General features: G+C 70.4%; 19 protein-coding genes. 9 read left to right on the forward strand and 10 right to left on the reverse strand.

Annotation, left to right across the window (positions count from 1 at the left end):
• Nucleotides 1-49: 49 nt before the first annotated feature.
• The gene (locus tag K0817_RS05255) at nt 50-1,834 is read right to left on the reverse strand and encodes an ABC transporter ATP-binding protein (RefSeq protein WP_219980349.1); all 1,785 of its coding nucleotides are present in this window, start codon (nt 1,832-1,834) and stop codon (nt 50-52) included.
• 64 nt (nt 1,835-1,898) lie between these two features.
• On the opposite strand from K0817_RS05255, the gene K0817_RS05260 reads away from it, so the two are divergent.
• Nucleotides 1,899-2,573: a rhamnogalacturonan acetylesterase gene (locus K0817_RS05260; RefSeq protein WP_219980350.1), complete on the forward strand. Its 675-nt coding sequence runs from the start codon at nt 1,899-1,901 to the stop codon at nt 2,571-2,573.
• Between the two features lie 3 nt (nt 2,574-2,576).
• Here the strand turns inward: K0817_RS05260 and K0817_RS05265 are convergent, their stop codons facing one another.
• From K0817_RS05265 to pgm, 5 genes are all read right to left on the reverse strand, one after another.
• Nucleotides 2,577-3,596: a LacI family DNA-binding transcriptional regulator gene (locus tag K0817_RS05265; protein WP_219980351.1), complete on the reverse strand. Its 1,020-nt coding sequence runs from the start codon at nt 3,594-3,596 to the stop codon at nt 2,577-2,579.
• 78 nt (nt 3,597-3,674) lie between these two features.
• Complete coding sequence (locus K0817_RS05270) at nt 3,675-3,821, reverse strand: hypothetical protein (RefSeq protein WP_168911712.1); 147 nt, start codon at nt 3,819-3,821, stop codon at nt 3,675-3,677.
• A 71-nt stretch (nt 3,822-3,892) separates the two neighbouring features.
• The gene (locus K0817_RS05275; RefSeq protein WP_219980352.1) at nt 3,893-4,627 is read right to left on the reverse strand and encodes a cupin domain-containing protein; all 735 of its coding nucleotides are present in this window, start codon (nt 4,625-4,627) and stop codon (nt 3,893-3,895) included.
• On the reverse strand, nt 4,624-5,547 hold the full coding sequence (locus tag K0817_RS05280) for a PmoA family protein (RefSeq protein ID WP_219980353.1): 924 nt from the start codon (nt 5,545-5,547) through the stop codon (nt 4,624-4,626). Before K0817_RS05280 ends, K0817_RS05275 begins: the two co-directional genes overlap by 4 nt.
• Nucleotides 5,548-5,609: 62 nt before the next feature.
• Nucleotides 5,610-7,250 (reverse strand): phosphoglucomutase (alpha-D-glucose-1,6-bisphosphate-dependent), encoded by a 1,641-nt coding sequence (gene pgm / locus K0817_RS05285; protein WP_219980354.1) that lies wholly within the window; start codon nt 7,248-7,250, stop codon nt 5,610-5,612.
• Between the two features lie 172 nt (nt 7,251-7,422).
• Here pgm and pheA point away from each other — a divergent pair, with 172 nt between their 5' ends.
• From pheA to K0817_RS05300, 3 genes are all read left to right on the forward strand, one after another.
• Nucleotides 7,423-8,403 (forward strand): prephenate dehydratase, encoded by a 981-nt coding sequence (pheA, locus tag K0817_RS05290; protein ID WP_219980355.1) that lies wholly within the window; start codon nt 7,423-7,425, stop codon nt 8,401-8,403.
• Nucleotides 8,404-8,489: 86 nt separating this feature from the next.
• Nucleotides 8,490-10,121 (forward strand): helix-turn-helix transcriptional regulator, encoded by a 1,632-nt coding sequence (locus tag K0817_RS05295; protein WP_219980356.1) that lies wholly within the window; start codon nt 8,490-8,492, stop codon nt 10,119-10,121.
• 141 nt (nt 10,122-10,262) lie between these two features.
• The gene (locus K0817_RS05300; RefSeq protein WP_219980357.1) at nt 10,263-11,384 is read left to right on the forward strand and encodes a cyclopropane-fatty-acyl-phospholipid synthase family protein; all 1,122 of its coding nucleotides are present in this window, start codon (nt 10,263-10,265) and stop codon (nt 11,382-11,384) included.
• Here the strand turns inward: K0817_RS05300 and K0817_RS05305 are convergent.
• Together K0817_RS05305 and K0817_RS05310 are read right to left on the reverse strand one after the other, a co-directional pair.
• Nucleotides 11,377-12,447 carry an LLM class flavin-dependent oxidoreductase gene (locus tag K0817_RS05305; RefSeq protein WP_219980358.1) on the reverse strand — a complete coding sequence of 357 codons (1,071 nt, stop codon included), beginning with the start codon at nt 12,445-12,447 and terminating at the stop codon, nt 11,377-11,379. The two genes, K0817_RS05300 and K0817_RS05305, sit on opposite strands and share 8 nt — an antisense overlap.
• Before the next feature lie 64 nt (nt 12,448-12,511).
• Nucleotides 12,512-13,558: a LacI family DNA-binding transcriptional regulator gene (locus tag K0817_RS05310; RefSeq protein WP_219980359.1), complete on the reverse strand. Its 1,047-nt coding sequence runs from the start codon at nt 13,556-13,558 to the stop codon at nt 12,512-12,514.
• Nucleotides 13,559-13,673: 115 nt separating this feature from the next.
• Here K0817_RS05310 and K0817_RS05315 point away from each other — a divergent pair, with 115 nt between their 5' ends.
• The 5 genes from K0817_RS05315 (at nt 13,674) to K0817_RS05335 (ending at nt 19,152) form a co-directional block, all read left to right on the forward strand.
• Nucleotides 13,674-15,689, forward strand: coding sequence for a beta-galactosidase (locus K0817_RS05315; protein ID WP_219980360.1), 2,016 nt, complete (start codon nt 13,674-13,676; stop codon nt 15,687-15,689).
• Entirely contained in the window at nt 15,686-16,630 is a 945-nt protein-coding gene (locus K0817_RS05320) for a carbohydrate ABC transporter permease (RefSeq protein WP_219980361.1), read from the forward strand. The genes K0817_RS05315 and K0817_RS05320 overlap by 4 nt, the downstream gene beginning before the upstream one ends.
• Nucleotides 16,627-17,526, forward strand: coding sequence for a carbohydrate ABC transporter permease (locus K0817_RS05325; RefSeq protein WP_219980362.1), 900 nt, complete (start codon nt 16,627-16,629; stop codon nt 17,524-17,526). The genes K0817_RS05320 and K0817_RS05325 overlap by 4 nt, the downstream gene beginning before the upstream one ends.
• Before the next feature lie 70 nt (nt 17,527-17,596).
• The gene (locus K0817_RS05330) at nt 17,597-18,931 is read left to right on the forward strand and encodes an ABC transporter substrate-binding protein (protein WP_219980363.1); all 1,335 of its coding nucleotides are present in this window, start codon (nt 17,597-17,599) and stop codon (nt 18,929-18,931) included.
• Nucleotides 18,932-18,939: 8 nt separating this feature from the next.
• On the forward strand, nt 18,940-19,152 hold the full coding sequence (locus K0817_RS05335; RefSeq protein ID WP_219980364.1) for a hypothetical protein: 213 nt from the start codon (nt 18,940-18,942) through the stop codon (nt 19,150-19,152).
• On the opposite strand, the gene K0817_RS05340 is transcribed toward K0817_RS05335, so the two are convergent.
• Together K0817_RS05340 and K0817_RS05345 are read right to left on the reverse strand one after the other, a co-directional pair.
• Entirely contained in the window at nt 19,133-20,488 is a 1,356-nt protein-coding gene (locus K0817_RS05340) for a deoxyribodipyrimidine photo-lyase (RefSeq protein WP_219980365.1), read from the reverse strand. The two genes, K0817_RS05335 and K0817_RS05340, sit on opposite strands and share 20 nt — an antisense overlap.
• Before the next feature lie 51 nt (nt 20,489-20,539).
• Nucleotides 20,540-21,868, reverse strand: coding sequence for a diacylglycerol kinase family protein (locus K0817_RS05345; RefSeq protein ID WP_253735194.1), 1,329 nt, complete (start codon nt 21,866-21,868; stop codon nt 20,540-20,542).
• Nucleotides 21,869-21,874 lie beyond the last annotated feature (6 nt).

Consider the following 21,874-nt stretch of genomic DNA (forward strand, 5'->3'; position numbering starts at 1 on the left):
TTCATCCAGTTTAGGGGGAAAGCGCTATCCGCCGCGTGAAGGGATGCCGTCAGCGCGGGCTGGCGGGACCGGACTGGGTCGCGTGGAGGTGGGCGTAGCGGCCGGAGGCGGCCAGCAGCGCGTCGTGGGCGCCCGCCTCGACGATCTGGCCGTGCTCGAGCACGACGATCCGGTCGGCCTGGCGCACGGTCGAAAGCCGGTGCGCGACGACGAGCGTCGTCCGGCCGGCCATCAGGCGGTTCAAGGCCTCCTTCACGAGCTCCTCGGATTCGGGATCCAGTGCCGAGGTCGCCTCGTCGAGGAGGAGGATGCGCGGGTCGCGCACGAGAGCCCGAGCGATCGCCAAGCGCTGCCGCTGGCCGCCCGACAGGCGGGCGCCCCGCTCGCCGACGACGGTGTTCCAGCCGTCGGGAAGCGCGTCGACGAACTCGGCGGCGTTCGCGTCGCGGAGCGCCGCTCGCAATCTGTCGTCGGTCGCTTCGTCGAGGCCGTACGCGATGTTCTCGCGGATGGTGCCCTCGAACAGCACCGATTCCTGCGGCACCACGGATATGAACCGGCGCACGGTGCGCAGGTCGAGGTCCTGCATGTCGGCGCCGTCGAGCAGGATGCGTCCCGACGTCGGGCGCACGAAGCCCAGCACGAGGTTGAGCATTGTGGACTTGCCTGAGCCCGACGAGCCGACGAAGGCTACGGTCTGGCCCGCCGGGATGTCGAGCGACACGTCGTGCACGGCATCCCGATCCGCTCCGTCGTAGCGGTGCGACACGTGGTGCAGCTCGACGTGCCCGGTTACGGACGACACCGCCCGCTTGCCCGCGTTCTGCTCGAGGTCGGGTTCCTGCAGCACCTCGGCGATCGAGCGCATCGACTCCAGCCCCCGTGCGCCGACGGGGATGAGCATCAGCAGCGAGGTGAGCCCCTGGGTCAGGAGTGCGAAGTAGGTCGAGAGGAGCACCACTTCGCCGGGAGTGATGGGAAGGATGCCGGTGAGCGCGAACACCGCAGCCAGCACCAGGCACCCGAGCCCGAGCAGCTGCATGGAGACCCACGAGATCGAGGCGACGTGGCCGTTGAGCATGTCGAGGTGCAGGCCGGCGCGACGCACGCCGTCCGCCCCCGCTGACACCCGTGAGACCGCGGTCTGCTCGAGCCCGTGCGCGCGGGTGACCGGCATGAGCGACGCCATCTCGCCGACCCGCGCGGCGAAGCCCTCGACCTCGCGGCGGAACACCTCGTTGCGCGCGCGGGAGCGCCGGCTCAGCGCCCAGCGCAGCACGAGCGCGATCGGCACCGCGAGGGCATACACCGGGAGGAACTGCGGGACGGCGATCGCGGTCATCACGATGGCTCCGACGAGCACCATGGCCGACGACAGCAGCGGGTGGGTCACCTGCTGCAGCATGAGTTCGACGTTCTCGACGTCACGCACGACCTTGGTCTGCACGATCGACGCGCTCACCCGCGTGTGGTAGCCGATCGACAGGCTCTGCAGACGCTCGGCGAGCGCGTTGCGCAGATCGGCGCCGGTGTCGCGCACGACGGTCATGAAGTTGCGCGTGTACACGATGTGGTTCGGGTAGTTCTGCAGCAGCAGCACCGCCGCGATCGAGAACCACACCAGCACGGTCGAGACCTCACCGCCGGTGGCGACCAGATCGATGATCTCGGCTGTGACGACGGGCAGGAACCACAGCGGGATCTCCTTCAGCGCGAAGGCCAGGAGCGCCACGGTCATGCGTCCCGGGCGTCGCGCGAGCAGGCGCAGCACCGATCGCGTGGGGCGGGGGTGCTGCACGATCCGGATCGTGCCGGTAAACGCTTTCTGCGTCATGATGACATGGTAGCGACGGATGCCGCATCCGCTCGTCCTACCCGAGCCCAGGAGGTCCCGCTTCATGACGTATCACCTCGCCGGCGACTCCACGGTCGCTCCCGCGAAGCCGGACGAACAGCCCATGACGGGCTGGGGCGCGTACATCGAGCCGGTGGTCGGTGCGCCCGTGCGCAACCTCGCCTACGGCGGGGCGACGACCGAGTCGTTCCTCGTCGACGGCTCGTGGGACCGACTCCTCGGCGGCATCGAGCGCGGTGACACCGTGATCATCCAGTTCGGCCACAACGACCAGAAGCAGCCGGAACTGCTGGCCGCCCGCGGCGGCTATCGGGATCGCCTCGCGCGCATGGTCGCCGAGGCTCGCGAGCGGGGCGCCATCGCCGTGCTCTGCACGTCGACCGAGCGTCGCTGGTTCGACGGAGACCGCGTCACCCCGACGCACGGCGACTATCCCAACGCGGTGCGCGACCTCGCCCACGAGCTGGACGCGCCGCTGATCGATCTGACCGCGTTCACGACGTGGCTCTACGAAGACCTGGGCCCGGAGTCCTCCCGCAGCCTGCTCAGCCACTTCGCGCCGGGGGAGCACCCGGCATGGCCGGACGGGCTGGCCGACGACACCCACTTCCAGGAGCGGGGTGCAAGGCGCATCGGAGCGTTCGTGGGCTGGTCGCTGCGCGCGGTCGAGCGCCGCGACGGCGACGGCCAGGCCCGGGGGTCGCAGCTGGTCAGCTGAGCGTCAGCGGCCGGCGCGGCCGGCCGTCGACTCGCGCACGACGAGGTCGGGCTGGTAGACGATGTTGCCGAGGTCGGTGCCGGCCGTGCCGGCGATGCGGGCCAGCAGCAGTTCGGCGGCGGTGCGCCCCATCTCGCGCGCCGGCTGGCGGACTGAGGTGAGCGGCACCGCGGCGATGGCGGCGAACTCGATGTCGTCGTAACCGACCACGGCCACGTCCTCGGGCACCCGGACGCCGCGCGAGATGAGGCCGTGCACCAGGCCGATTGCGAGATGGTCGTTCGAGACGACGAGCCCATCGGGTCGATCCCGAGGCGAGCGCTCTGCAAGCTGCTCGCCGAAGGCACGACCCAGCTCTGAGGTGGTCCGTTCGGTCCAGATCAACTCGAGGCCGGCATCCGGATGCCCCGCGACGGCGAGGCGGGCGCCTTGCAGGCGTTCCCGCACCTGGCGCACGGCTTCGCGGGCGCCGACGAAGGCGAGCCGGCGCCGCCCCGTGGACAGCAGGTGCTCGGCAGCGAGCCGCCCACCCGCGACGTCGTCGAACGACACCGAGGGAACCTCGCCCTCATCGTCGACCGCATCGACGAGGACGACGGGGATGCCGCGGCCCCGCAAGCGCTGCAGCCACGGCTGCAATGGCCCGAACGGGCTCACCAGCGCGCCTTCGACCTGCACGCGCTCGAACAGCTCGAGGTGGTCGCGCTCCTTGCTGACGTCGTCGCTGGAGTTTCCGACCAGCACGCGCAGTCCGGCGGCGGACGCGGCATCCTCCGCCCCGGCCACCATGTCGGCGAAGAACGGGTTGGCGATGTTGATGACCGTCATGCCCAGCAGTCCGCTGCGACCGGCGCGCAGCTGCTGCGCCGCCTGGAGCGGAACGTAGCCGAGCTGATCGGCCGCCGAGCGCACTCGTTCGACCAGCCGTTCGCTGACCATATGCGGCCGATTGAGCGCGTTCGAGACGGTGCTGATCGACACACCGGCGCGCTGCGCGACGTCGCGGATGCCGGCTCGCTTCATGCTCGCCATGGTAGGCGCTTACCGGGTCAGCGGCGTCCCGCGTGGTGGCACTCGGGACGCAGCGTCGCCCGGTGTCGCCTAGCGCTTCTTGATGTTGGTGATGGCGTCGCTGTCGGCGGCGCGGCTGTTGGCGGCCTTCTTGTCGGCCTTCGCGAGGCGCTTCTCTTTCAGCGTCTTGGCAGGCGCGGTCTTGCCGCCTTCTTTGCGCGTGGACTTATCACCCATGAGGTCTCGCTCCTTTGAGAGCCGCGGTGACCCTGTGGTGCTGAGATTACACGCACGCCGGGCCGGCGGGGTCAGCGCAGGGGAGGGGCAGGCCACTCCCACGTCTGCAGCCGCCCGCACATGCCGAACCCGCGGGGTCCGTCGTGCCGCTCGCCCCGCCTCACCGCGGCTTCGGCCATGAGCCCCGGCATCCCGTCCGCCAGCCGTGCCAGCGCCTCGCGCGTGCGTGCCGTCTCGGCTTCGACGGTCGCCGACCACAGCCGCTGCCAGTGCTCGACCTTCGGCTGCACCAGGCGCACCGCGCGCTCGTGCAGCTCGGTGAGTGCGGCGGGGCCGCGCTCCTCGAGCGCGGCGAGCAGCTCGGTGTAGCCGCGCAGCGCGAGGTCGCGGCGCCCGCGGGCCGCGGCGGCGCGCTCGTCCTCGGTGCCTTCCGCGGGCAGCGTCGCCGCTGCGGCGTAGGCGTCAGGATCGTCGAGCACGGCGGAGGGGAAGGTCAGCACCGCGTCGCCGGCTTCGGGCAGCCCGGCGTTCTGCATCACCACGACCAGCTCGAGCCCGCCGTGGTTCACCAGCCGGTGCACCGTGCCGGGTGAGAACCAGACGACCTCACCCGGGTCCAGCGGGTGTATGGCGCGCCCCGCCGTGGTGATCGTGTGCACCTCCCCCGAGCCCGCCGTCACGACGTAGCCCTCGCTCGACACCGTGTGCAGGTGGGGCGATCCGCCGCCGTGACCGCCCTGCGTCTCTCCGTCGTAGACCTGCAATCCGCTCACGGCCACGCCGCCGGGGAAGAGCGGCGAGGTCACGGTGCGAGCTCCGCGGCGATGGCCCGTGTCTCGTCGGGCGTCCAGATGCGGTCGCCGAACACGTGGCGATGCCGCAGCGCGAGCGTCTCGCCGGGGCCGAGTGCGATGACCTCGTCGAACGATGCCGACGGCGAGAGGATCGGGAACGGCTCGCTGCGCACGAACCAGGTGATCGGCGGAGCGCCGGTGGACGAGCCCGCGAACGCGAGAACCGTGCCGCCGCCGTCGACCTCGTCGTGCTCGCCCGAGACGGCCACCCACGGTGCGCGCGAGCCCATCACGGCATCCGCTCCGGCATCATCGGGCAGCCCGCCGGCCAGCACCCGGCCGCCGGTCCAGGCACGCGGCATCCGGATCGCGAAGCCGGTGTAGCCGGCCCGGGGTCGTCCCTGCGTGGTCGGGCTGCCGAGCTCGAGCGGGCGGCCCGAGATGTTGCGCAGGACCGTCGCGAAGTCCAGCTGCCACAGTCCACGGGCGGTGTCGACGCTGTGGAACCGATGAGTGCGGGTCTCAGAGATCCACTCGTGGCCGGCACGTGTGATCCAGGTCAGCTGCTCGGTGAACGAGACCTCGTCGGCGGATGCGGCCGAGGGGGCGGTCACGTCGGTGAAGGCATCGTGCCGCATGCGCCCGACGTTGTCGAGTTGCGTGTATCCGCTGTCGCGCTGGTAGGTCGGGCCGCCCCAGAAGTTCTCGCCGGACACGTGCGTCCAGGTCATCTGCAGTCCCTTGTGCCACCGGTGGTCCCACGGGCGGAAGGCCGTGAGCGGCGCACCGTCGAGCGCGCGCAGCGGGTGCAGGTACGGCTTCGGCCCCTCAGACGGCTCGCCGCCCGGGTCGAAGGCGTAGCGGGCGATGTCGACGCCGGCAGCCGTGACGATGAGCTCGTCGGCGCCCTGCCGGAGGGTGAGGTCGGTCATGCGTCCCATTTTGGCTCACCCCACCGGAAAACGCATTCCCTCCACCCTCGGCGTGAAGTCAGTCAGCGGCCGAGCGCCTCGGCCACCACCGCCCGGGCCTCTTCCTGTACCTGAGCCAAGTGCTCGGGGCCGCGCAGCGACTCGGCGTAGAGCTTGTACACGTCCTCGGTGCCCGAGGGGCGTGCGGCGAACCAGGCATCGTCGGTCTGCACCTTGACGCCGCCGATCGCGGCGCCGTTGCCCGGCGCGTGCGAGAGCTTCGCGGTGATCGGCTCGCCGGCGAGCTCGGTCGCGGTGACCGCCTCGGGCGAGAGCTTGCCCAGTGCCGCCTTCTGCGCGGGGGTCGCGGGCGCGTCGACGCGCTGATACGCCGACGACCCGAACTCGGCCTCGAGCTCGGCGTATCGCTGCGACGGCGTCTTGCCGGTGACCGCGAGGATCTCGGCGGCCAGCAGGCAGAGCAGGATGCCGTCCTTGTCGGTCGTCCACACCGAGCCGTCGGTGCGCAGGAACGACGCGCCCGCTGACTCCTCGCCACCGAACGCCACGGTGCCGTCGAGCAGGCCGGGAACGAACCACTTGAACCCGACCGGCACTTCGAGCAGCGGCCGCCCGAGCGACGACGCGACCCGGTCGATGATCATCGAACTGACCAGCGTCTTGCCGACAGCGGCATCCGTCGGCCATCCCTCGCGGTGCGAGAACAGGTAGTCGATCGCGACGGCGAGGTAGTGGTTGGGGTTCATCAGCCCCGCGTCGGGGGTGACGATGCCGTGCCGATCGGCGTCGGCGTCGTTGCCGGTGAGGATGTCGTACTCCTGGCGGCGGCCGATGAGCCCGGCCATCGCCGAGGGGGAGGACGGGTCCATCCGGATCTTCTCGTCCCAGTCGAGCGTCATGAACTTCCACGTCGGGTCGACGTCGGGGTTCACGACGGTCAGATCCAGGCCGTGCATCTCGGAGATCAGAGCCCAGTACTCCACGGATGCCCCGCCCAGCGGATCCGCGCCGATGCGCACGCCTGAGCGGCGGATGGACTCGAGGTCGATGATGCTCGCAAGGTCGCGCACGTACGCGTCGCGGAAGTCGTACTCGCCGATCGTGTCGGCGTCGAGGTCCTTGAACGGGGTGCGGGCCACACCGTCGAGCCCCGCCGTGATGAGTGCGTTGGCGCGGTCGGCGATCCAGCCCGTCGCGTCGGTGTCGGCGGGGCCGCCGTTCGGCGGGTTGTACTTGAACCCGCCGTCGCGGGGCGGGTTGTGGCTGGGGGTGACGACGATCCCGTCGGCGCGGCCGGAGTCGGTGGCATCCCGTCCCCGGTTGTAGGTCAGGATCGCGTGGCTGAGCGCGGGCGTGGGCACCCATGAGTCGCGGGCGTCGACGCGGACGTCGATGCCGTTCGCCACCAGCACCTCGACGGCGCTGCGCTCGGCGGGCAGTGACAGGGCGTGCGTGTCGCGCCCGAGGAACAGCGGGCCCTCGATGCCCTGGGCCCGGCGGTAGTCGACGATCGCCTGGGTCGTGGCGAGGATGTGCGTCTCGTTGAAGCTCGCCGACAGGCTCGAGCCGCGGTGGCCACTGGTGCCGAACGCGACGCGCTGCTCGGGCACGTTCGGATCCGGCGCGACGTCGTAGTAAGCGGCGATCACCTCGTCGACGTCGATGAGGTCGGAAGCTTCGGCCGGCTGTCCTGCACGAGTCATGCCTTCCAGTCTGCCTCGCCTGGGCGGCACGCGCACGGCTCTGAGCCCGATCGCCGCACACAACTCAGGCAGAATCCCGCACCGCCGGTCCTCAGCCCGCCTTGACCCCCGAATTACCTGAGTTGTGAACCTCCGGGACCGGGCGGCGCGGCACGTGGCTAGGCTGGCACGCGTGACTTCCGAGGCCCTCGCCGCGCAGGCTCCCGCTCCCGTCCGCCGCACCTACAGCTATCTCGGACCCGCCGGCACCTTCACCGAAGCCGCGCTCGCGCAGGTGCCCGAGGCCCGCGGCCACGACTGGCGGCCGGTGCGCAACGTCGGCGAAGCGCTGGCCGATGTCGTGGAAGGACGCTCGGATGCCGCCATGGTCGCCATCGAGAACTCCGTGGACGGCGGCGTCTCGACCGCGCAGGATGCCCTCGCGACCGTGCCAGGGCTGCGCATCGTGGGCGAGTACCTGGTGCCCGTCGAGTTCGTACTGGTGGGACGGCCCGGCGCCCGGATCGAGGATGTGTCGCTGGTCGCCGCCCACCCGGTCGCGTATGCCCAGTGCCTGCAATGGCTGACCGGCACCCTGCCGGCGCACGCGCACGTGCCTGCCTCGAGCAACGTGGCCAGCGCGATGGGTCTGGTGGACGGGACGAGCGATGCGGATGCCGCGATCGCGCCACCCGGGATCCTCGAGCACCACGAGCTCGAGCTGCTCGCCTCGAACATCGGCGACAATCCCCACGCCGTGACGCGGTTCGTCCTCGTCAGCCGCACCGTCGCGCCGCCGCCGCCCACGGGCGCCGACAAGACCTCGCTCATCGTCGAGCTGCCCGACGACCATCCCGGTGCGCTGCTCGAGATGCTCGAGCAGTTCGCGACCCGCGGTATCAACCTGTCGCTGCTGGCCTCGCGGCCCATCGGCGATGAGCTCGGCCGGTATCGGTTCGTGATCGACGCCGATGGCCACATCGAGGACGAGCGCATGGCCGACGCGCTGCTGGGCCTGCGCCGCTTCAGCCCGAAGGTGATCTTCCTCGGCTCGTACCCGCGCGCGGACCGCGCGGTCGTGCACTACCCGGAGCGGTACTCCGACGACGTCTTCGTCGAGGCGCGCGATTGGCTGCGTGGGCTCATCTCCGGAGAGCCCGAGGTGCCCGAGTGACCGGCAGCGCACCCGATTCCCTCGAGGCCACCCAGCCGTAGGAGCCGCCGAGCGGACTCGGCCGGGCCTCGGCGGTACCCTGAAGCATGCTCGACCGAGCGGGTCTTGTCGATGCCGGGCGCAGCGCCTATGCCGCCTCGGACTGGTCGACCGCGCTCGAGCGCCTGGCCGCGGCACGCGCCGCCGGCGAGGGCGACATCGACATCGACGACATCGCGCGGATGGCTCGCGCCGCCTGGCTGCTGATCAGGATCCCGGAGTCGATCGCCCTGGCCGAAGAGGTCTTCCGCGGGTACTGCGATCTGGATCGGCACGCGGATGCCGCCATGACGGCGCTCGAACTGAGCCTGCGGTGGCTCATCAAGGGCGATATGACTGTCGGCACGGCGTGGCTCAACCGTGCACGCCGTCTCCTCGCCGATCTGCCGGAGGGGCCGGCGAACGCCTACTTGCTGTATCTCGAGGCGAGCGTCGAGATGATGAACGGACGCGACATGTGGGCGGGCGGTCACATCGCGCAGCTCTCCGATCTCGCCCGTCGCTATCCGGAGCCGGCGATCGTCTCGCTGAGCATGGTCGTGCGCGGTGTCGCCGAGTTGCGCAGCGGCGATACGGCGCACGCGTTCGCTCTCCTCGACGAAGCGATGCTTCCGGTGCTCGCCGGGGGAATCTCGGCCGAATGGGCGGGCGACATCTACTGCACGATCATCCACGTGTGCCACGAGCTGGCGGACTTCCGCCGTATGGAGGACTGGACGCGCGCGACCGAGACGTGGTGCAGCCAGTTCGGCAGCGACGCCATCTACACCGGCATCTGCCGCGTGCACCGGCTGGAGCTGCGCAGCGTGCGCGGCGACTGGTCCGATGCCGAGGCGCTCCTCGCGCATGAAAGCGGCCGACTGGTGGCCGGCAACCCCTGGGTCGCGGGTGAGGGCTTCTACCAGCTCGGCGAGATCAGACGGCTGCGGGGTGATGCCGGCGGCGCGCGCGAGGCGTTCGAGCTGGCGAGATCGTCCGGGATCGACCCGCAGCCGGGTGAGGCGCTGCTGGCTCTCAGCGAGGGGGATACGCTCGGCGCACGGACGACGATCGAGCAGTCGCTCGACTACCGCGACCCCATGGCACGGGTGCGTCTGCTGAGGGCGGGGGTCGAGATCGCGCTCGCGAGCGGTGACCGCTCGGGAGCGGGCGCGTACGCCGCCGAGCTGCGCGCCGCGGCCACGCGCTACGGCAGCCCCGGCTTCCATGCGTGGCTGGCACATGCAGAGGGTATGCTCGCCGTCGCCGATCGCGATCCGGCGGGCGCCCTCGACGCGCTGCGGCGAGCCGAGTCCGCCTTCGTCACCGACCGCCAGCCGTATGAAGTGGCCCGCGTGCTCCTGCTCACCGCCGAGGCGCACGCGCTGGCCGGCGACGAGCACGCCGCTACCGCGGCCCGCACCCGGGGCCACGGCATCCTGGACCGTCTGCGTGCCCCGGTCGGGCAGCCGGCGTCGCCCGAACCGGTCGTGACGGGACCGCTCACGGCGCGCGAGGGAGAGGTGCTCGCGCTCGTCGCGGAGGGGGCCGCGAACCGCGAGGTGGCGGCCCGGCTGTTCATCAGCGAGAAGACCGTCGGCCGCCATCTGGCCAACGTCTATCTGAAGATCGGCGTCGGGTCGCGCACCGCCGCGGCCGCGTGGTGGCACGCGCAGCGCGCCGATCGCGCCGCGCGCTGAGTGCATCGTTCGACCCATACCGCTGGATCGAATCTGCATGATCCGGCCGATCCGCTCGCCGCGCGCGGCTCGTAGCGTCGTGATCACGACCCCGGCCCGCACCGCTGCGCGCCGGACGCGCGACCGAAAGGCGGACACCCCATGACCACCACGCTTCCCGAACACGCCACAGACGGCGGTGCCACGACCGCCGGTGCCGGCCCCGCGCAGGGCGTTGACGAGTTCGCCGAGCGCGTTCTGACAGCGGCACTCGGCTGCATCGACATCATGTCGATCTACCTCGGCGACAGGCTCGGCTGGTATCGCAGTCTCGCCGCCGAGGGTCCGTGCACTCCCGAGGAGCTTGCGGGGCGCACCGGCACCTCCGCCCGGTATGCCCGCGAATGGCTCGAGCAGCAGGCGGTCACCGGCATCCTCGTCGCCGAAGGTGCCCAGGATGCCCGTCGGTATCGACTGCCCGACGCAGCGGCCGAAGTGCTCACCGATGCGACGAGCCTGGCCTATATGGGCCCGATGCCGCGGCTCTTCGCGGCGACCGCCGGCGCGCTGCCCGAGCTGCTCGAGGCGTACCGCACCGGCGGTGGCGTCAGCTGGGAGCGGCTGGGCGCGGACGCCCGCGAGGCTCAGGCAGATCTCAACCGCCCGTGGTTCGGCGAGCTGCCGCGTGCGTTCGCCGAGATCGCGGACCTCGAGTCCGTCCTGTCGCGGCCCGGCGCTCGCGTCGCCGATGTCGGCACCGGGGCGGGCTGGTCGGCGATCGAGCTCGGCAAGGCCTACCCGGGCCTGCAGGTCGATGGCTTCGACATCGACGAGCCCTCGATCGAGCTGGCCCGCCGCAACGCCGAAGAGGCGGGTGTCTCGGATCGTGTCCGTTTCCACAACGCCGACGGCGACGGGCTGGCCAATCACGGTCCGTTCGACGCGGCGTTCGCGTTCGAGTGCATTCACGACATGGCCCGCCCGATGGACGTGCTGGCCGCGATGCGGCTCGCGGTCCGCGACGGCGGCCCGGTGATCATCATGGATGAGGCCGTCGGCGAGACGCCGGCGCCGGCCGGCGACACGGTCGAGCGGCTGATGTACGGATACAGCCTGCTGTGCTGCCTGCCCGACGGTCTGTCGCATCAGCCGAGCGTCGGCACCGGAACCGTCATGCGGCCGGGCGTCCTCCGGGATTATGCGCGGGCCGCGGGGTTCGCCGACCTCGAGATCCTCCCGATCGAGGACTTCGGGTTCTTCCGGTTCTATTCGCTGATCAGCTGAGACCGAGCTCGGCCGCGAGCAGCTCGAGGGTCTGCACGCGGCCGGGCGAGGCATCCATCGGCTCGTTCTCGTACGATCCCGCGATCGGCGAGATCATCACCTCGTCGACGCCGTGCTGTGCGGCGAAGGAGCGCAGATCGGATGCCACGGCCCCGGCCGTGCCGACGAACCACTTCGCGCGCGCCGCGGTCATGAACGTCTCGCCGAGCCCGGCGAAGTCCTCGGCGCGGGCGATCGACTCCTCGACGGTCTCGAGGGGAACCAGCGGCTTGTTGGTGCGCAGGCGCGCGGTCATGCGCAGATTGGGCAGGGCGCGCGCGTCGGCCTCGTCCTGCGTCGCCGCGACCAGGACGTTCGCGGTGAGGAACGTGCGGGGCGCGGCCAGCGCCTCGCTCGGCTGGAACTGGGTGCGGTACAGCTCGAGCGCCCGCTCCAGTCCCTCACCCGAGAAGTGGTTCGCGAAGACGTAGGGCAGGCCGAGGGATGCCGCGAGCTGGGCCGAGTAGTCGCTCGAGCCGAGCAGCCACACCTCGGGTGTCGTCGTCGCCGACGGAGTGGCGCGCACGTCGTAGGTGCCGCCGCTGGTGAACCGCAGCGACGCGCCCTCGGACGACACGAGCGACGCGATATCGCGCACGTGCTCGGGGAACCGCTCGACGTCGCTCGTCGTGCCGCTCTGACGCAGCAGCTGCGTGATGACGGGGTCAGAGCCCGGCGCACGCCCGAGGCCGAGGTCGATGCGACCGGGCGCGATGGCCTCGAGCGCCGCGAACTGCTCCGCCACGACGAGGGGGGAGTGGTTCGGCAGCATCACGCCGCCCGAGCCGAGCCGGATGCGCGACGTACGGGCGGCTGCCGCCGCGGCGAGCACGGGCGGGGTCGTCGACGCGACGGCGGGCATGTTGTGGTGCTCGGCGAACCAGTACCGGCGGAAGCCGAGCTCATCGGCACGCGCGACGAGGGCGAGGGATGCCGCAACCGCCTGCGCGCTGGTCTGTCCGGTGCGCACGGGCACGAGATCGAGGATCGAGAGGGCCAGCGGGGACGGGATCGCAGTACTCATCACGTCCTGCAACCGCCACCCGTCTTCGGGCATTCCTGCGCCCGCGCGCGGGCGCGGCGCGGCATCACGCCGACGCGCGCCACACGACCGGGCATTCGAGCACCCGTCCGCCCGAATCCGGGTCCTCGCCTCGCAGCTGGCGCAGCACCGACTGGGCCGCCGCGCGGCCGAGCTCGGTGGCGGGCTGGTGCACGGTCGACAGCGGCGGGTCGCAGCGCAGCGCCCACGAGCTGTCGTCGAAGCCGACGATGCCGACGTCATCCGGGATCACGCGGCCCGCCGCCTGCAGCACGTCCATCGCCCCCGCCGCGACGGCGTCGCTCGAGGCGAAGACGCCGTCGATGTCGGGCGCCCGATCGAGCAGCGTCCGCATGCCGGCCTGTCCGTCGGAGTACGAGTACAGCGGCACCCGTTCGACGAGTTGCGGATCGAACCTGTTGCCCAGCGCGTCCACGAAGCCCGCCAGACGATCGGAGCCGGAGTCCCGGTCGAGGGCCGAGGCGATCATGCCGATGCGGGAGCGGCCGGTGGCCGCGAGACGGGTGGTGATCTCGCGGGCCGCTCCCCGGTTGTCGATCGCGACGTAGGCGGCGTCGCCGATGTCGCGCGGGTGACCGACGAACGCCGCGGGCAGGTCGAGCGCGGCGACGGCGCGAGTGATGGGGTCGCCGACGCGGGCGGAGACGATGATGACGCCGTCGATGAGCCCGCCGCTGAGGTAGCGGGCCAGACGGTCGATGTCGCGGGGCGAGTCGGCGATCAGGAACGACAACTGGTAGTCGGCTTCCGAGAGGGCGGCATTGGCACCGAGCAGGATCGAGCCGATGTTGGGGTCCTCGAAGAACAGCGAATGCGGCTCGTGCACGATGAGCCCGATCGCCTGCGTGTTCTGCATCACGAGACTGCGGGCGGCGCGGTTGGGTACGAAGCCCACCTTCGCGATGGCGGCGTCGATGGCCTTCCTGGCCTCATCCGACACGTACGGCTGACCGTTGAGAACGCGGCTGACCGTCCCGCGCGAGACCCCTGCCTCGACCGCGACGTCCTTGACGGTTGCTCGGCGCCGGCGCCCGTTGCTCTCCACGACTCCATCGTATGTGCACGAGCACATTTCTCGCTGCGCGTGTTGACAGGCATCACGGGTCTGAATACTCTGTACACGTTCACAGACCTCGATGCGGAGGTAATCGCTCGAATCTGTGCACGTTCACAGATTCGAGGAGTTCATGCCGACCGCCGCCCGTCCCTTCGCCCACCACGGCATCGCGTTCGGCTGCGACTACAACCCCGAGCAGTGGACCGCCGAGGTCTGGGACGAAGACATCCGTCTGATGGGCGAGGCAGGCGTCGATCTGGTGGCGATCAACATCTTCGGCTGGTCCCACATCGAGCCCCGCGCGGGGGAGTACGACTTCCGGGTGCTCGATGACGTCATCGGGCGCCTTCACGCGGCCGGCATCCGCGTCAACCTCGGCACGGGCACCGCCTCGCCGCCGGCATGGCTGGCCCTCTCGCATCCCGAGATCCTCCCGATGGCCGAAGACGGCACGCGGCGCTTCCCCGGTGGCCGCCAGGCCTGGTGCCCGAGCTCGGCCGTGTTCCGCGCCGCCGCGCTGCGGCTCGTCGAGGCCGTCGCCGGCCGGTACGGCGAACATCCGGCCGTCGCACTGTGGCACGTATCGAATGAGCTCGGCTGCCACAACGCGCTGTGCTACTGCGACGAGAGCGCGGCGGCCTTCCGCCGGTGGCTCGAGGCGAAATACGACAACCTCGATGCCCTCAATGCGGCGTGGGGCACCGCCTTCTGGAGCCAGACGTATCGGCAGTGGGATGAGATCCTGCCGCCGCGGGCCACCATCTCGACCCGCAACCCGGCGCAGGTCCTCGACTTCCATCGCTTCAGCTCGGACGAGCTGCTGTCGCACTACGGAGCCGAAGCCGACGTGATCCGGCCGCTCAGCGCCGCGCCCGTCACGACGAACTTCATGGTGACCGCGCACATCGAGAACCTCGACTACTGGTCGTGGGCGGGCGAGATGGACATCGTCGCGAACGACCACTATCTCGACCACCGCCTCGCCGACCCCACTGCCGAGCTGGCCTTCGCGGCCGACCTCTCGCGGGGGCTCGGCGGGGGAGCGCCATGGATCCTCATGGAGCACTCGACCGGCGCCGTCAACTGGCAGCCGCTCAACAAGCCCAAGCAGCCGGGCGAGATCCTCCGCAACTCGCTCACGCACGTCGCACGCGGGGCCGACGGTGTGTGCTTCTTCCAGTGGCGCGCGTCGGTGCAGGGAAGCGAGAAGTTCCACTCGGCGATGCTGCCGCACGCCGGCACCGACTCCGCCGTGTGGCGCGAAGTGGTCGAGCTCGGCGCGGTCGTCGAGCGCCTCGCCGAGGTCGCAGGCACGCGGGTCGAGGCACGGACCGCGCTGGTGTTCTCGTGGGAGTCGTGGTGGGCGACCCAGACCGAGTCGCGGCCGAGCCAGGCGCTCGGTTACCTGGACCAGGTGCACGCGGCCTACGGCGCCCTGCACGCCCTCGGGCTGACGGTCGACATCGTCGCGCCGGGCGCCGACCTTGCGGACTACGCACTCGTCGTCGTGCCAGGGCTGCACCTGATCCGGGCCGGCGAGGCGGCCGTGCTCACCGACTGGATCGCCGCAGGAGGCACCGCTGTCGTCACGTTCTACAGCGGCATCGTCGATCAGGACGACCGTGTGTGGACAGGCGGTTACACCGGCCCCCTGCGCGAGGCGCTCGGGGTCCGCATCGAGGAGTTCGCGCCGATCGCGCCGGGCGCCGAGCTGCAGCTGAGCGACGGCTCGACATCGACCCTGTGGTCGGAGCGCTCGCACGCCACCACGGCGGAGGTCGTGGCATCCTTCGCCGACGGGCCGTCGGCCGGAAGCCCGGCGATCACCCGCAACACGTGGGGCGACGGCACCGCCTGGTACGTCGGCACACTGCTCGAGCCCGGCGCCTTCCGCGATCTGCTCGGCCGCATCGCCGACGAAACGGGTGTGCGGCCTGCCGCGACCGTGCGCGGCGGCGACGGGGCACTCGAGATCGTGCGTCGTCGAGGAACGGATGCCTCGTACCTCTTCGTGGTCAACCACGGCCGGGCGTCGGCGTCAGCCGAGGCATCCGGATTCGAACTCATCACCGGGATGCCGGTCACCGGGGACGTGGATGTCCCCGGGGGTGCCGTGCGCATCATCAGAGAGGAGGCGGCCGCATGACCGCCACAGAAGTCGTCGTCACGCGCGGCCGACAGCGACCGCGCAGCGCGAGTGAGGGCAAGCCCGCACGGCGCCGCACGCCGCACAAGAGCGCGATCGCCATCTTCACCGGCCCGTTCGGAGTGCTCTTCCTGCTCTTCTACCTGATCCCGATCGGCTACGCCGTGTGGCAGTCGCTGCAGGTCGTTCAGCGAGAGGGGACATACGGCGAACCGCAAGAGGTCTTCGGCGGGCTGGCGCAGTACGCGCTGGTCTTCCAGAACGCGCCGTTCTGGGAGTCGGTCGGACGCGTCCTGATGTTCGGCGTCGTGCAGGTGCCGGTCATGCTCGGGCTCGCGCTGCTGTTCGCGCTGCTGCTGGACTCGCCCGTGCTCAAGGGGAAGAAGTTCTTCCGCCTGGCATTCTTCGCGCCGTACGCCGTGCCCGGAGTGATCGCGGCGATCATGTGGGGCTTCCTGTACTCGCCCAACCTCTCGCCGTTCACCGACGTGACCCGCACGATCGACTTCCTGTCTCCCGAGCTCGTCCTGTGGTCGATCGCGAACGTCGTCACGTGGGTGTTCGTCGGGTACAACATGCTGATCATCTACTCCGCGTTGCTGGCCATTCCGTCGGAGGTCTACGAGGCCGCGCGTCTGGACGGCGCCGGACAGGTGCGCATCGCGTGGTCGATCAAGATCCCCATGATCGCCCCGGCCCTCATCCTGACGGCGGTGTTCTCGATCATCGGCACGCTGCAGCTCCTCGCCGAGCCGCAGGTGTTCCGCTCGTTCAGCGCGGCGGTCTCGAGCACGTACACCCCCAACATGACCATCTACGCCACGAGCGCGGTGCCCAACACCCACCTCGCGGCGGCGTTCTCGGTCGTGCTGGCTCTGGCCACCTTCGTCCTCTCGTTCGTGTTCTTGAAGGTCACTCAGCGAAAGGCGGCCGAGGCATGAGCATGCTCACCCGCACGCGCGGCGCGACAGCCGACGACCTGAAGCCCTCGCGCGGCCCGCGCGAGAACATCCTCTCCCGCGGTGCCGCCCTGATCGTCATGGGCGTCTTCACGCTCTACTTCCTGGTGCCGATCTGGTGGCTGTTCATCGCCTCCACGAAGGACCGCGGCGACCTGCTGACCACGAACGCGCTGTGGTTCTCGGACTGGAGCTTCTTCGCCAACGTCGGCGATCTGCTGGCGTACAACGACGGCATCTACCTGCGCTGGCTCCTCAACAGCCTGGGGTACGCCGGCATCGGCGCCCTGCTGGCCACCGTCGTGGCCGGGATGTGCGGCTATGCGCTGGCGAAGTACCGCTTCCGCGGCCGCGAGGTCTTCTTCAACGTGGTGCTCGGCGGCGTACTCGTGCCGGCGACCGCCCTGGCATTGCCGCTGTTCCTGCTCTTCAGCCAGGTCAACCTCACCAACACGTTCTGGGCAGTCCTGCTGCCGAGCATCGTCAGTCCGTTCGGCGTCTATCTCAGCCGCATCTACGCCTCGGCGAGCGTGCCCGACGAACTCATCGAGGCCGGGCGGATCGACGGCGCCGGCGAAGTGCGCACCTTCTTCACGGTGTCGGTGCGGCTCATGATGCCGGCGCTCATCACGGTGTTCCTGTTCCAGTTCGTCTCCATCTGGAACAACTTCTTCCTGCCGCTGATCATGCTGCGCAGCCAGGAGCTGTTCCCCGTCACCTACGGCCTCTACTCGTGGAACACCCAGCTCAACCAGATCCCCGAGCTGCGCACCTACGTCCTCGTCGGCTCGTTCCTGTCGATCGTGCCGCTCATCGTCGCATTCCTCCTGCTTCAGCGCTTCTGGCGCAACGGACTCGGCAGCGGGTCCGTGAAGTGACTCCCCGTCGACGGCTCGCCCGCCGGCATCCCCCTGTATATCCCGCATCACCCGATCAGTAAGGAAGATCATGCAGCACTCCAAGAGGGCAGTCGTCACAGGCGTCGCACTGCTCAGCGCGCTCGCGCTCGCCGGTTGCGCCGGCGGCGGTGGCAGCACCGACGGCGGAGGCGCGGATGCCGCCGCCTGCGCTCCGACAGACGGCGACGTCACGCTCGAGTTCACGTCGTGGATCCCGGGCATCGAGGATGTCGTCGCTCTGTGGAACGCCGAGAACCCCGACGTCCAGGTCGAGGTCCAGACCGGTCCGAACGGCAACGGCGGCACCTATCAGAGCTTCTTCAGCCAGCTCGAGGCCGGCAACGCTCCGGATCTCGGCCAGATCGAGTACGACGCGCTGGCGAGCTTCCGCGTCCAGGATGGACTCGAAGACCTCTCCGCGTGCGAAGACGTCGTCGCCGCCGAGGAGCAGTTCATCCCGTGGACGTGGGGACAGGTGACGCTCGGCACCGACGGCGTCTACGGCGTGCCGCAGGACTCCGGCCCCATGGCCCTGTTCTACCGCTCCGACCTGTTCGAGCAGAACGGCATCGCGGTTCCCACCACGTGGGAGGAGTACAAGGCCGCCGCCGTCCAGGTGCGCGCAGCCGGCGGCTACATCACCAACTTCTCGACCGCCGACATCAACCAGTTCGCGGGCTTCGTGTGGCAGACGGGCGGAGACTGGTTCACCAACGACGGCGACGCGTGGACCGTCGACCTGACCGGCGAGCAGTCGACCACGGTCGCCGACTACTGGCAGGAGCTGCTCGACGAGGACCTCGTCGCGACGTACCCGGCCTGGACCGAGGAATGGAACAACGCCTACAACTCCGGCGAGGTGTGGACCTGGAACTCCGCCGTGTGGGGTGCCAACTCGATCTCGTCGGGCGCGCCTGACACCGCGGGCAACTGGTCCGTCGCACCGTCGCCCCAGTGGGAGGCCGGGGGAACCAGCTCCGGCAACTGGGGTGGCTCGTCGATCGCCGTCTTCAAGGGCACCGAGCACCTCTACGAGGCCACGCAGTTCGCGCTGTGGCTGAACACCTCGGATGAGGCGCTCACCGCGCTGAACGAAGCGGCCAACATCTACCCCGCCACCACGAGCGGGCTGAGCCTGCCTGCGCTGCAGGAAGGCGTCGAGTTCTACGGCGGCCAGCAGATCTACGACGTGTTCGCCGAGGCGGCTGAGCAGGTCGACCCCGACTTCGTGTGGGGACCGACCATGACCCAGACCTACGCCGACGTGTCGGACGGGTTCCAGCGTGCCGTCACCGGCCAGGGGACCCTGCTCGAGGCTCTCGAATCCGCGCAGGAGACGACCATCTCGACCCTCGAGGCGCAGTCGATCCCGGTCGCGGAGTAACCCTCAGGGTGATCCACCAGCTCCGTGCCGCGGGAGTCGGCCTCGTGCTCGACTCCCGCGGCGCGGGCGTTCCGGCGATCGTCCACTGGGGACGTGATCTCGGACCGCTCGCACCCGCCGATCTGGTCGGGCTGGAGCCCGAGATGACGGTCGGCTCGGCCACGCCGCTGCTCGCCCCGGCTAGCGCGCTCGTGCTGCACATCACCGCCCTCGCCGCTTGACCTGCTCGTACGCGACCAGGGCGGCGTTGCGGGTCTCGCGCAGATCGACGATCGGCTCCGGCGGCTTCTCTCCCACGTGCTCAGGTGCCCATTCGCGCACGTAGTGCCCGTCGGGGTCGAACTTCTTCGCCTGCAACTCGGGATTGAAGATGCGGAAGTACGGGGCGGCGTCGGCGCCCGAACCGGCGACCCACTGCCAGTTGAACGGGTTGTTGGCGTCGTCGGCGTCGACCAGCGTGTCCCAGAACCACTGCTCGCCGTGCCGCCAGTCGATGAGCAGGTTCTTCACGAGGAAGGATGCCGCCACCATCCGCACGCGGTTGTGCATGTAGCCGGTGCGCCACAGCTCGCGCATGCCGGCGTCGACGAGCGCAAGGCCGGTGCGGCCCTCCTGCCACGCGGCCAGGCGGCCCGGGTGCAGCCGCGGCCACGGGAAGGCATCGAACTCGGGTCGGAGGTTGCGGGTGGCCAGGTCGGGAAAGTGATACAGCGTGTGCCATGCGAACTCGCGCCAGCCGAGCTCCGAGAGGAACTTCCCGCCCCGACCGTCTTCGATCGTCTCGTGCCACACCGTGAAGGGGCTCACTTCGCCCCACCGCAGACGAGGCGACATCAGCGACGTCGCACCGGCAGCGGGCTCGTCCCGCGCCCGGCCGTACGCGCCGACGTCGTCGCGCAGGAACTCGCGCAGCCGCCGCCGTGCGGCGGGCTCTCCAGGCTGCCACCTCTCGCGCAGACCGCCCGCCCAGTCCGGGTGCTGCTCCGGCAGCAGCCGCCAGTCGTCCAGCGACTCGGATGCCGGAGGCCGCTGCGGGCCCGGAATCGCCTGCGGCTCCGGCAGGGGATCCCGCGGAGCGGGCATCGCCTGGCACGCGCGCCAGAACGGAGTGAAGACCGAGAAGTGCGTTTCTGCTCCCGTCGTGACGGTCCAGGGCTCGAAGAGCAGCGAGCCCTGGAACGACTCCACCTGGACGCCTTGGCCGCGCAGACTCGCCTTGAGAGTGGCGTCGATCGCGCGCTCGGCCCCGCCGTACCGACGATTCCAGAACACGGCTCCGGCCGCGGCATCCGCCACCGTCTGCCGCACCACCTGCTCGGCCGGGCCGCGTCGCAGGATCAGTGTCGTCCCGCGTTCGCGCAGCCGTTCGGCGAGCGAGCTGAGCGAGTGATGCAGCCACCAGCGCGCCGCTCCGCCCAGCGGGCGGATGCCTGGACTCTCGTCATCCAGGACGTACAGGGCGACGACCGGCTCTTGCCGGTCGAGCGCAGCACGAAGGGCGGGGTTGTCGGCCAGGCGCAGATCATCACGGAACCACACGACCGACGGGCTGGGCATGGCTTTCATCATCGCGGACGGGCCGTGTGCGCCCTCGCCCTTGACACGAGGTCAGAGCCCGTCGGTCGAGTGCCCGTTCGGGACGACGATCGTGAGAGCCCCCGGCTCGACGCGCGTCTTGACCGACACCGCCTCGCCGAACTCGTCGCCGTCGAGCTGCACCGGCTGCGCATCGTGGGTCGCCAGCTCGATGCCGGCGCCGCGCGAGTAGCGCACCGCGTTGTCTTTCGTCCGCAGCGCGAGCACGCGGCGACCGGCGCGGAAGCGCCGGAGGAAGCTGTTGTCCCACGCGACGCGGCGCCACACGAAGATCCACCCCAGCGGGCCCTTGGGCTGGAAGATCACGATGTCGAGGGCGCCGTCGGTGATGGATGCCTCGGGGATGAGCGCGAGCCCGGCCGGGAGCGAGCCGCAGTTGGCGAAGAGCACGCTCTGCACACGGGCCGAGTGCAGCCGGTGCCCCGGCAGCTCGTACATCACCCGGAACGGCTTGGCGTTCGCGAGCGACCGCGCCGCACCGTCGACGTAGGCCACCCAGCCCACGGTCTTCTTCAGCTGGGGGTTCGTGTTGGCGATCATGGCGGCATCCAGCCCGATGCCGCCCATCACCACGAACGCGTGCTCCACCGTCTGGCCGTCGGGGCGGCGCAGCTCGGACCACCCGATGTCCATCGAGACGCGGTCACCGTCGAAGACCGCGCGGACCATGGCCTCGGGCTCTGTGAGCGGCAGTCGCAGGTTGCGCGCGAGGAGGTTGCCCGTGCCGCTCGGCACGATCGACAGCGGCACTCCGGAACCGGCCATCGCCTCCGACACCGCGCGCACGGTGCCGTCGCCGCCCGCCACGAGCACGGCATCCGCTCCCGCTTCGAGCGCCTGACGCGTGACGTCGTCACCGAGGTCGTCGACGGTGGTCTCGTAGAACAGCGGCTCGGACCAGCCTGCCCGGGCCGACAGCCGAGACACCGTGGCGCGCAGCGCGTCGGCGTCGACCTTGGTCGGGTTGTACACCAGTGCCGCCTTGGGGCTGGGGCGCTCGCCGCCGCCCTCGAGGGGCTCGGTCTCGCCGGTGCGCGAGACGCGCCGCGCTTCGCCATGCTCGTCGTCGGCCGTGTCGGGCGCCACATCCTCGGGCTCTCGGATGACCTCGTCGGGCTTCGCCGCCGCGGCGGGGTCCGGTGCGTCCTCGCGGTGCCTCGCGGCATCCATCGCCACTTCTTCGGCGATCTGGGCCTCAGCGACCTCGAGCTCCCCGGTGGCAGGGCCGTCTGCATAGATCTTGTCCGAGGGATGCGGGGCATCGCGCTCGTCGGCGGGGTCCGGAAGATCGGTCTCGTCGGGACGCGAGGACTGATCGCCGTCGCCGGATGCCGCTGCCATGCGTCT

It is taken from the genome of Microbacterium sp. HD4P20 (genome assembly GCF_019449275.2).
Taxonomy (GTDB): domain Bacteria; phylum Actinomycetota; class Actinomycetes; order Actinomycetales; family Microbacteriaceae; genus Microbacterium.

Coding starts and splice junctions, on each gene's coding strand:
- K0817_RS05255 (WP_219980349.1), bottom strand. CDS start 1,834: ATGACGCAGAAAGCGTTTACCGGCACGATCCGGATCGTGCAGCACCCC.
- K0817_RS05260 (WP_219980350.1), top strand. CDS start 1,899: ATGACGTATCACCTCGCCGGCGACTCCACGGTCGCTCCCGCGAAGCCG.
- K0817_RS05265 (WP_219980351.1), bottom strand. CDS start 3,596: ATGAAGCGAGCCGGCATCCGCGACGTCGCGCAGCGCGCCGGTGTGTCG.
- K0817_RS05270 (WP_168911712.1), bottom strand. CDS start 3,821: ATGGGTGATAAGTCCACGCGCAAAGAAGGCGGCAAGACCGCGCCTGCC.
- K0817_RS05280 (WP_219980353.1), bottom strand. CDS start 5,547: ATGACCGACCTCACCCTCCGGCAGGGCGCCGACGAGCTCATCGTCACG.
- pgm (WP_219980354.1), bottom strand. CDS start 7,250: ATGACTCGTGCAGGACAGCCGGCCGAAGCTTCCGACCTCATCGACGTC.
- K0817_RS05295 (WP_219980356.1), top strand. CDS start 8,490: ATGCTCGACCGAGCGGGTCTTGTCGATGCCGGGCGCAGCGCCTATGCC.
- K0817_RS05300 (WP_219980357.1), top strand. CDS start 10,263: ATGACCACCACGCTTCCCGAACACGCCACAGACGGCGGTGCCACGACC.
- K0817_RS05305 (WP_219980358.1), bottom strand. CDS start 12,447: ATGAGTACTGCGATCCCGTCCCCGCTGGCCCTCTCGATCCTCGATCTC.
- K0817_RS05310 (WP_219980359.1), bottom strand. CDS start 13,558: ATGTGCTCGTGCACATACGATGGAGTCGTGGAGAGCAACGGGCGCCGG.
- K0817_RS05315 (WP_219980360.1), top strand. CDS start 13,674: ATGCCGACCGCCGCCCGTCCCTTCGCCCACCACGGCATCGCGTTCGGC.
- K0817_RS05320 (WP_219980361.1), top strand. CDS start 15,686: ATGACCGCCACAGAAGTCGTCGTCACGCGCGGCCGACAGCGACCGCGC.
- K0817_RS05325 (WP_219980362.1), top strand. CDS start 16,627: ATGAGCATGCTCACCCGCACGCGCGGCGCGACAGCCGACGACCTGAAG.
- K0817_RS05330 (WP_219980363.1), top strand. CDS start 17,597: ATGCAGCACTCCAAGAGGGCAGTCGTCACAGGCGTCGCACTGCTCAGC.
- K0817_RS05340 (WP_219980365.1), bottom strand. CDS start 20,488: ATGCCCAGCCCGTCGGTCGTGTGGTTCCGTGATGATCTGCGCCTGGCC.
- K0817_RS05345 (WP_253735194.1), bottom strand. CDS start 21,868: ATGGCAGCGGCATCCGGCGACGGCGATCAGTCCTCGCGTCCCGACGAG.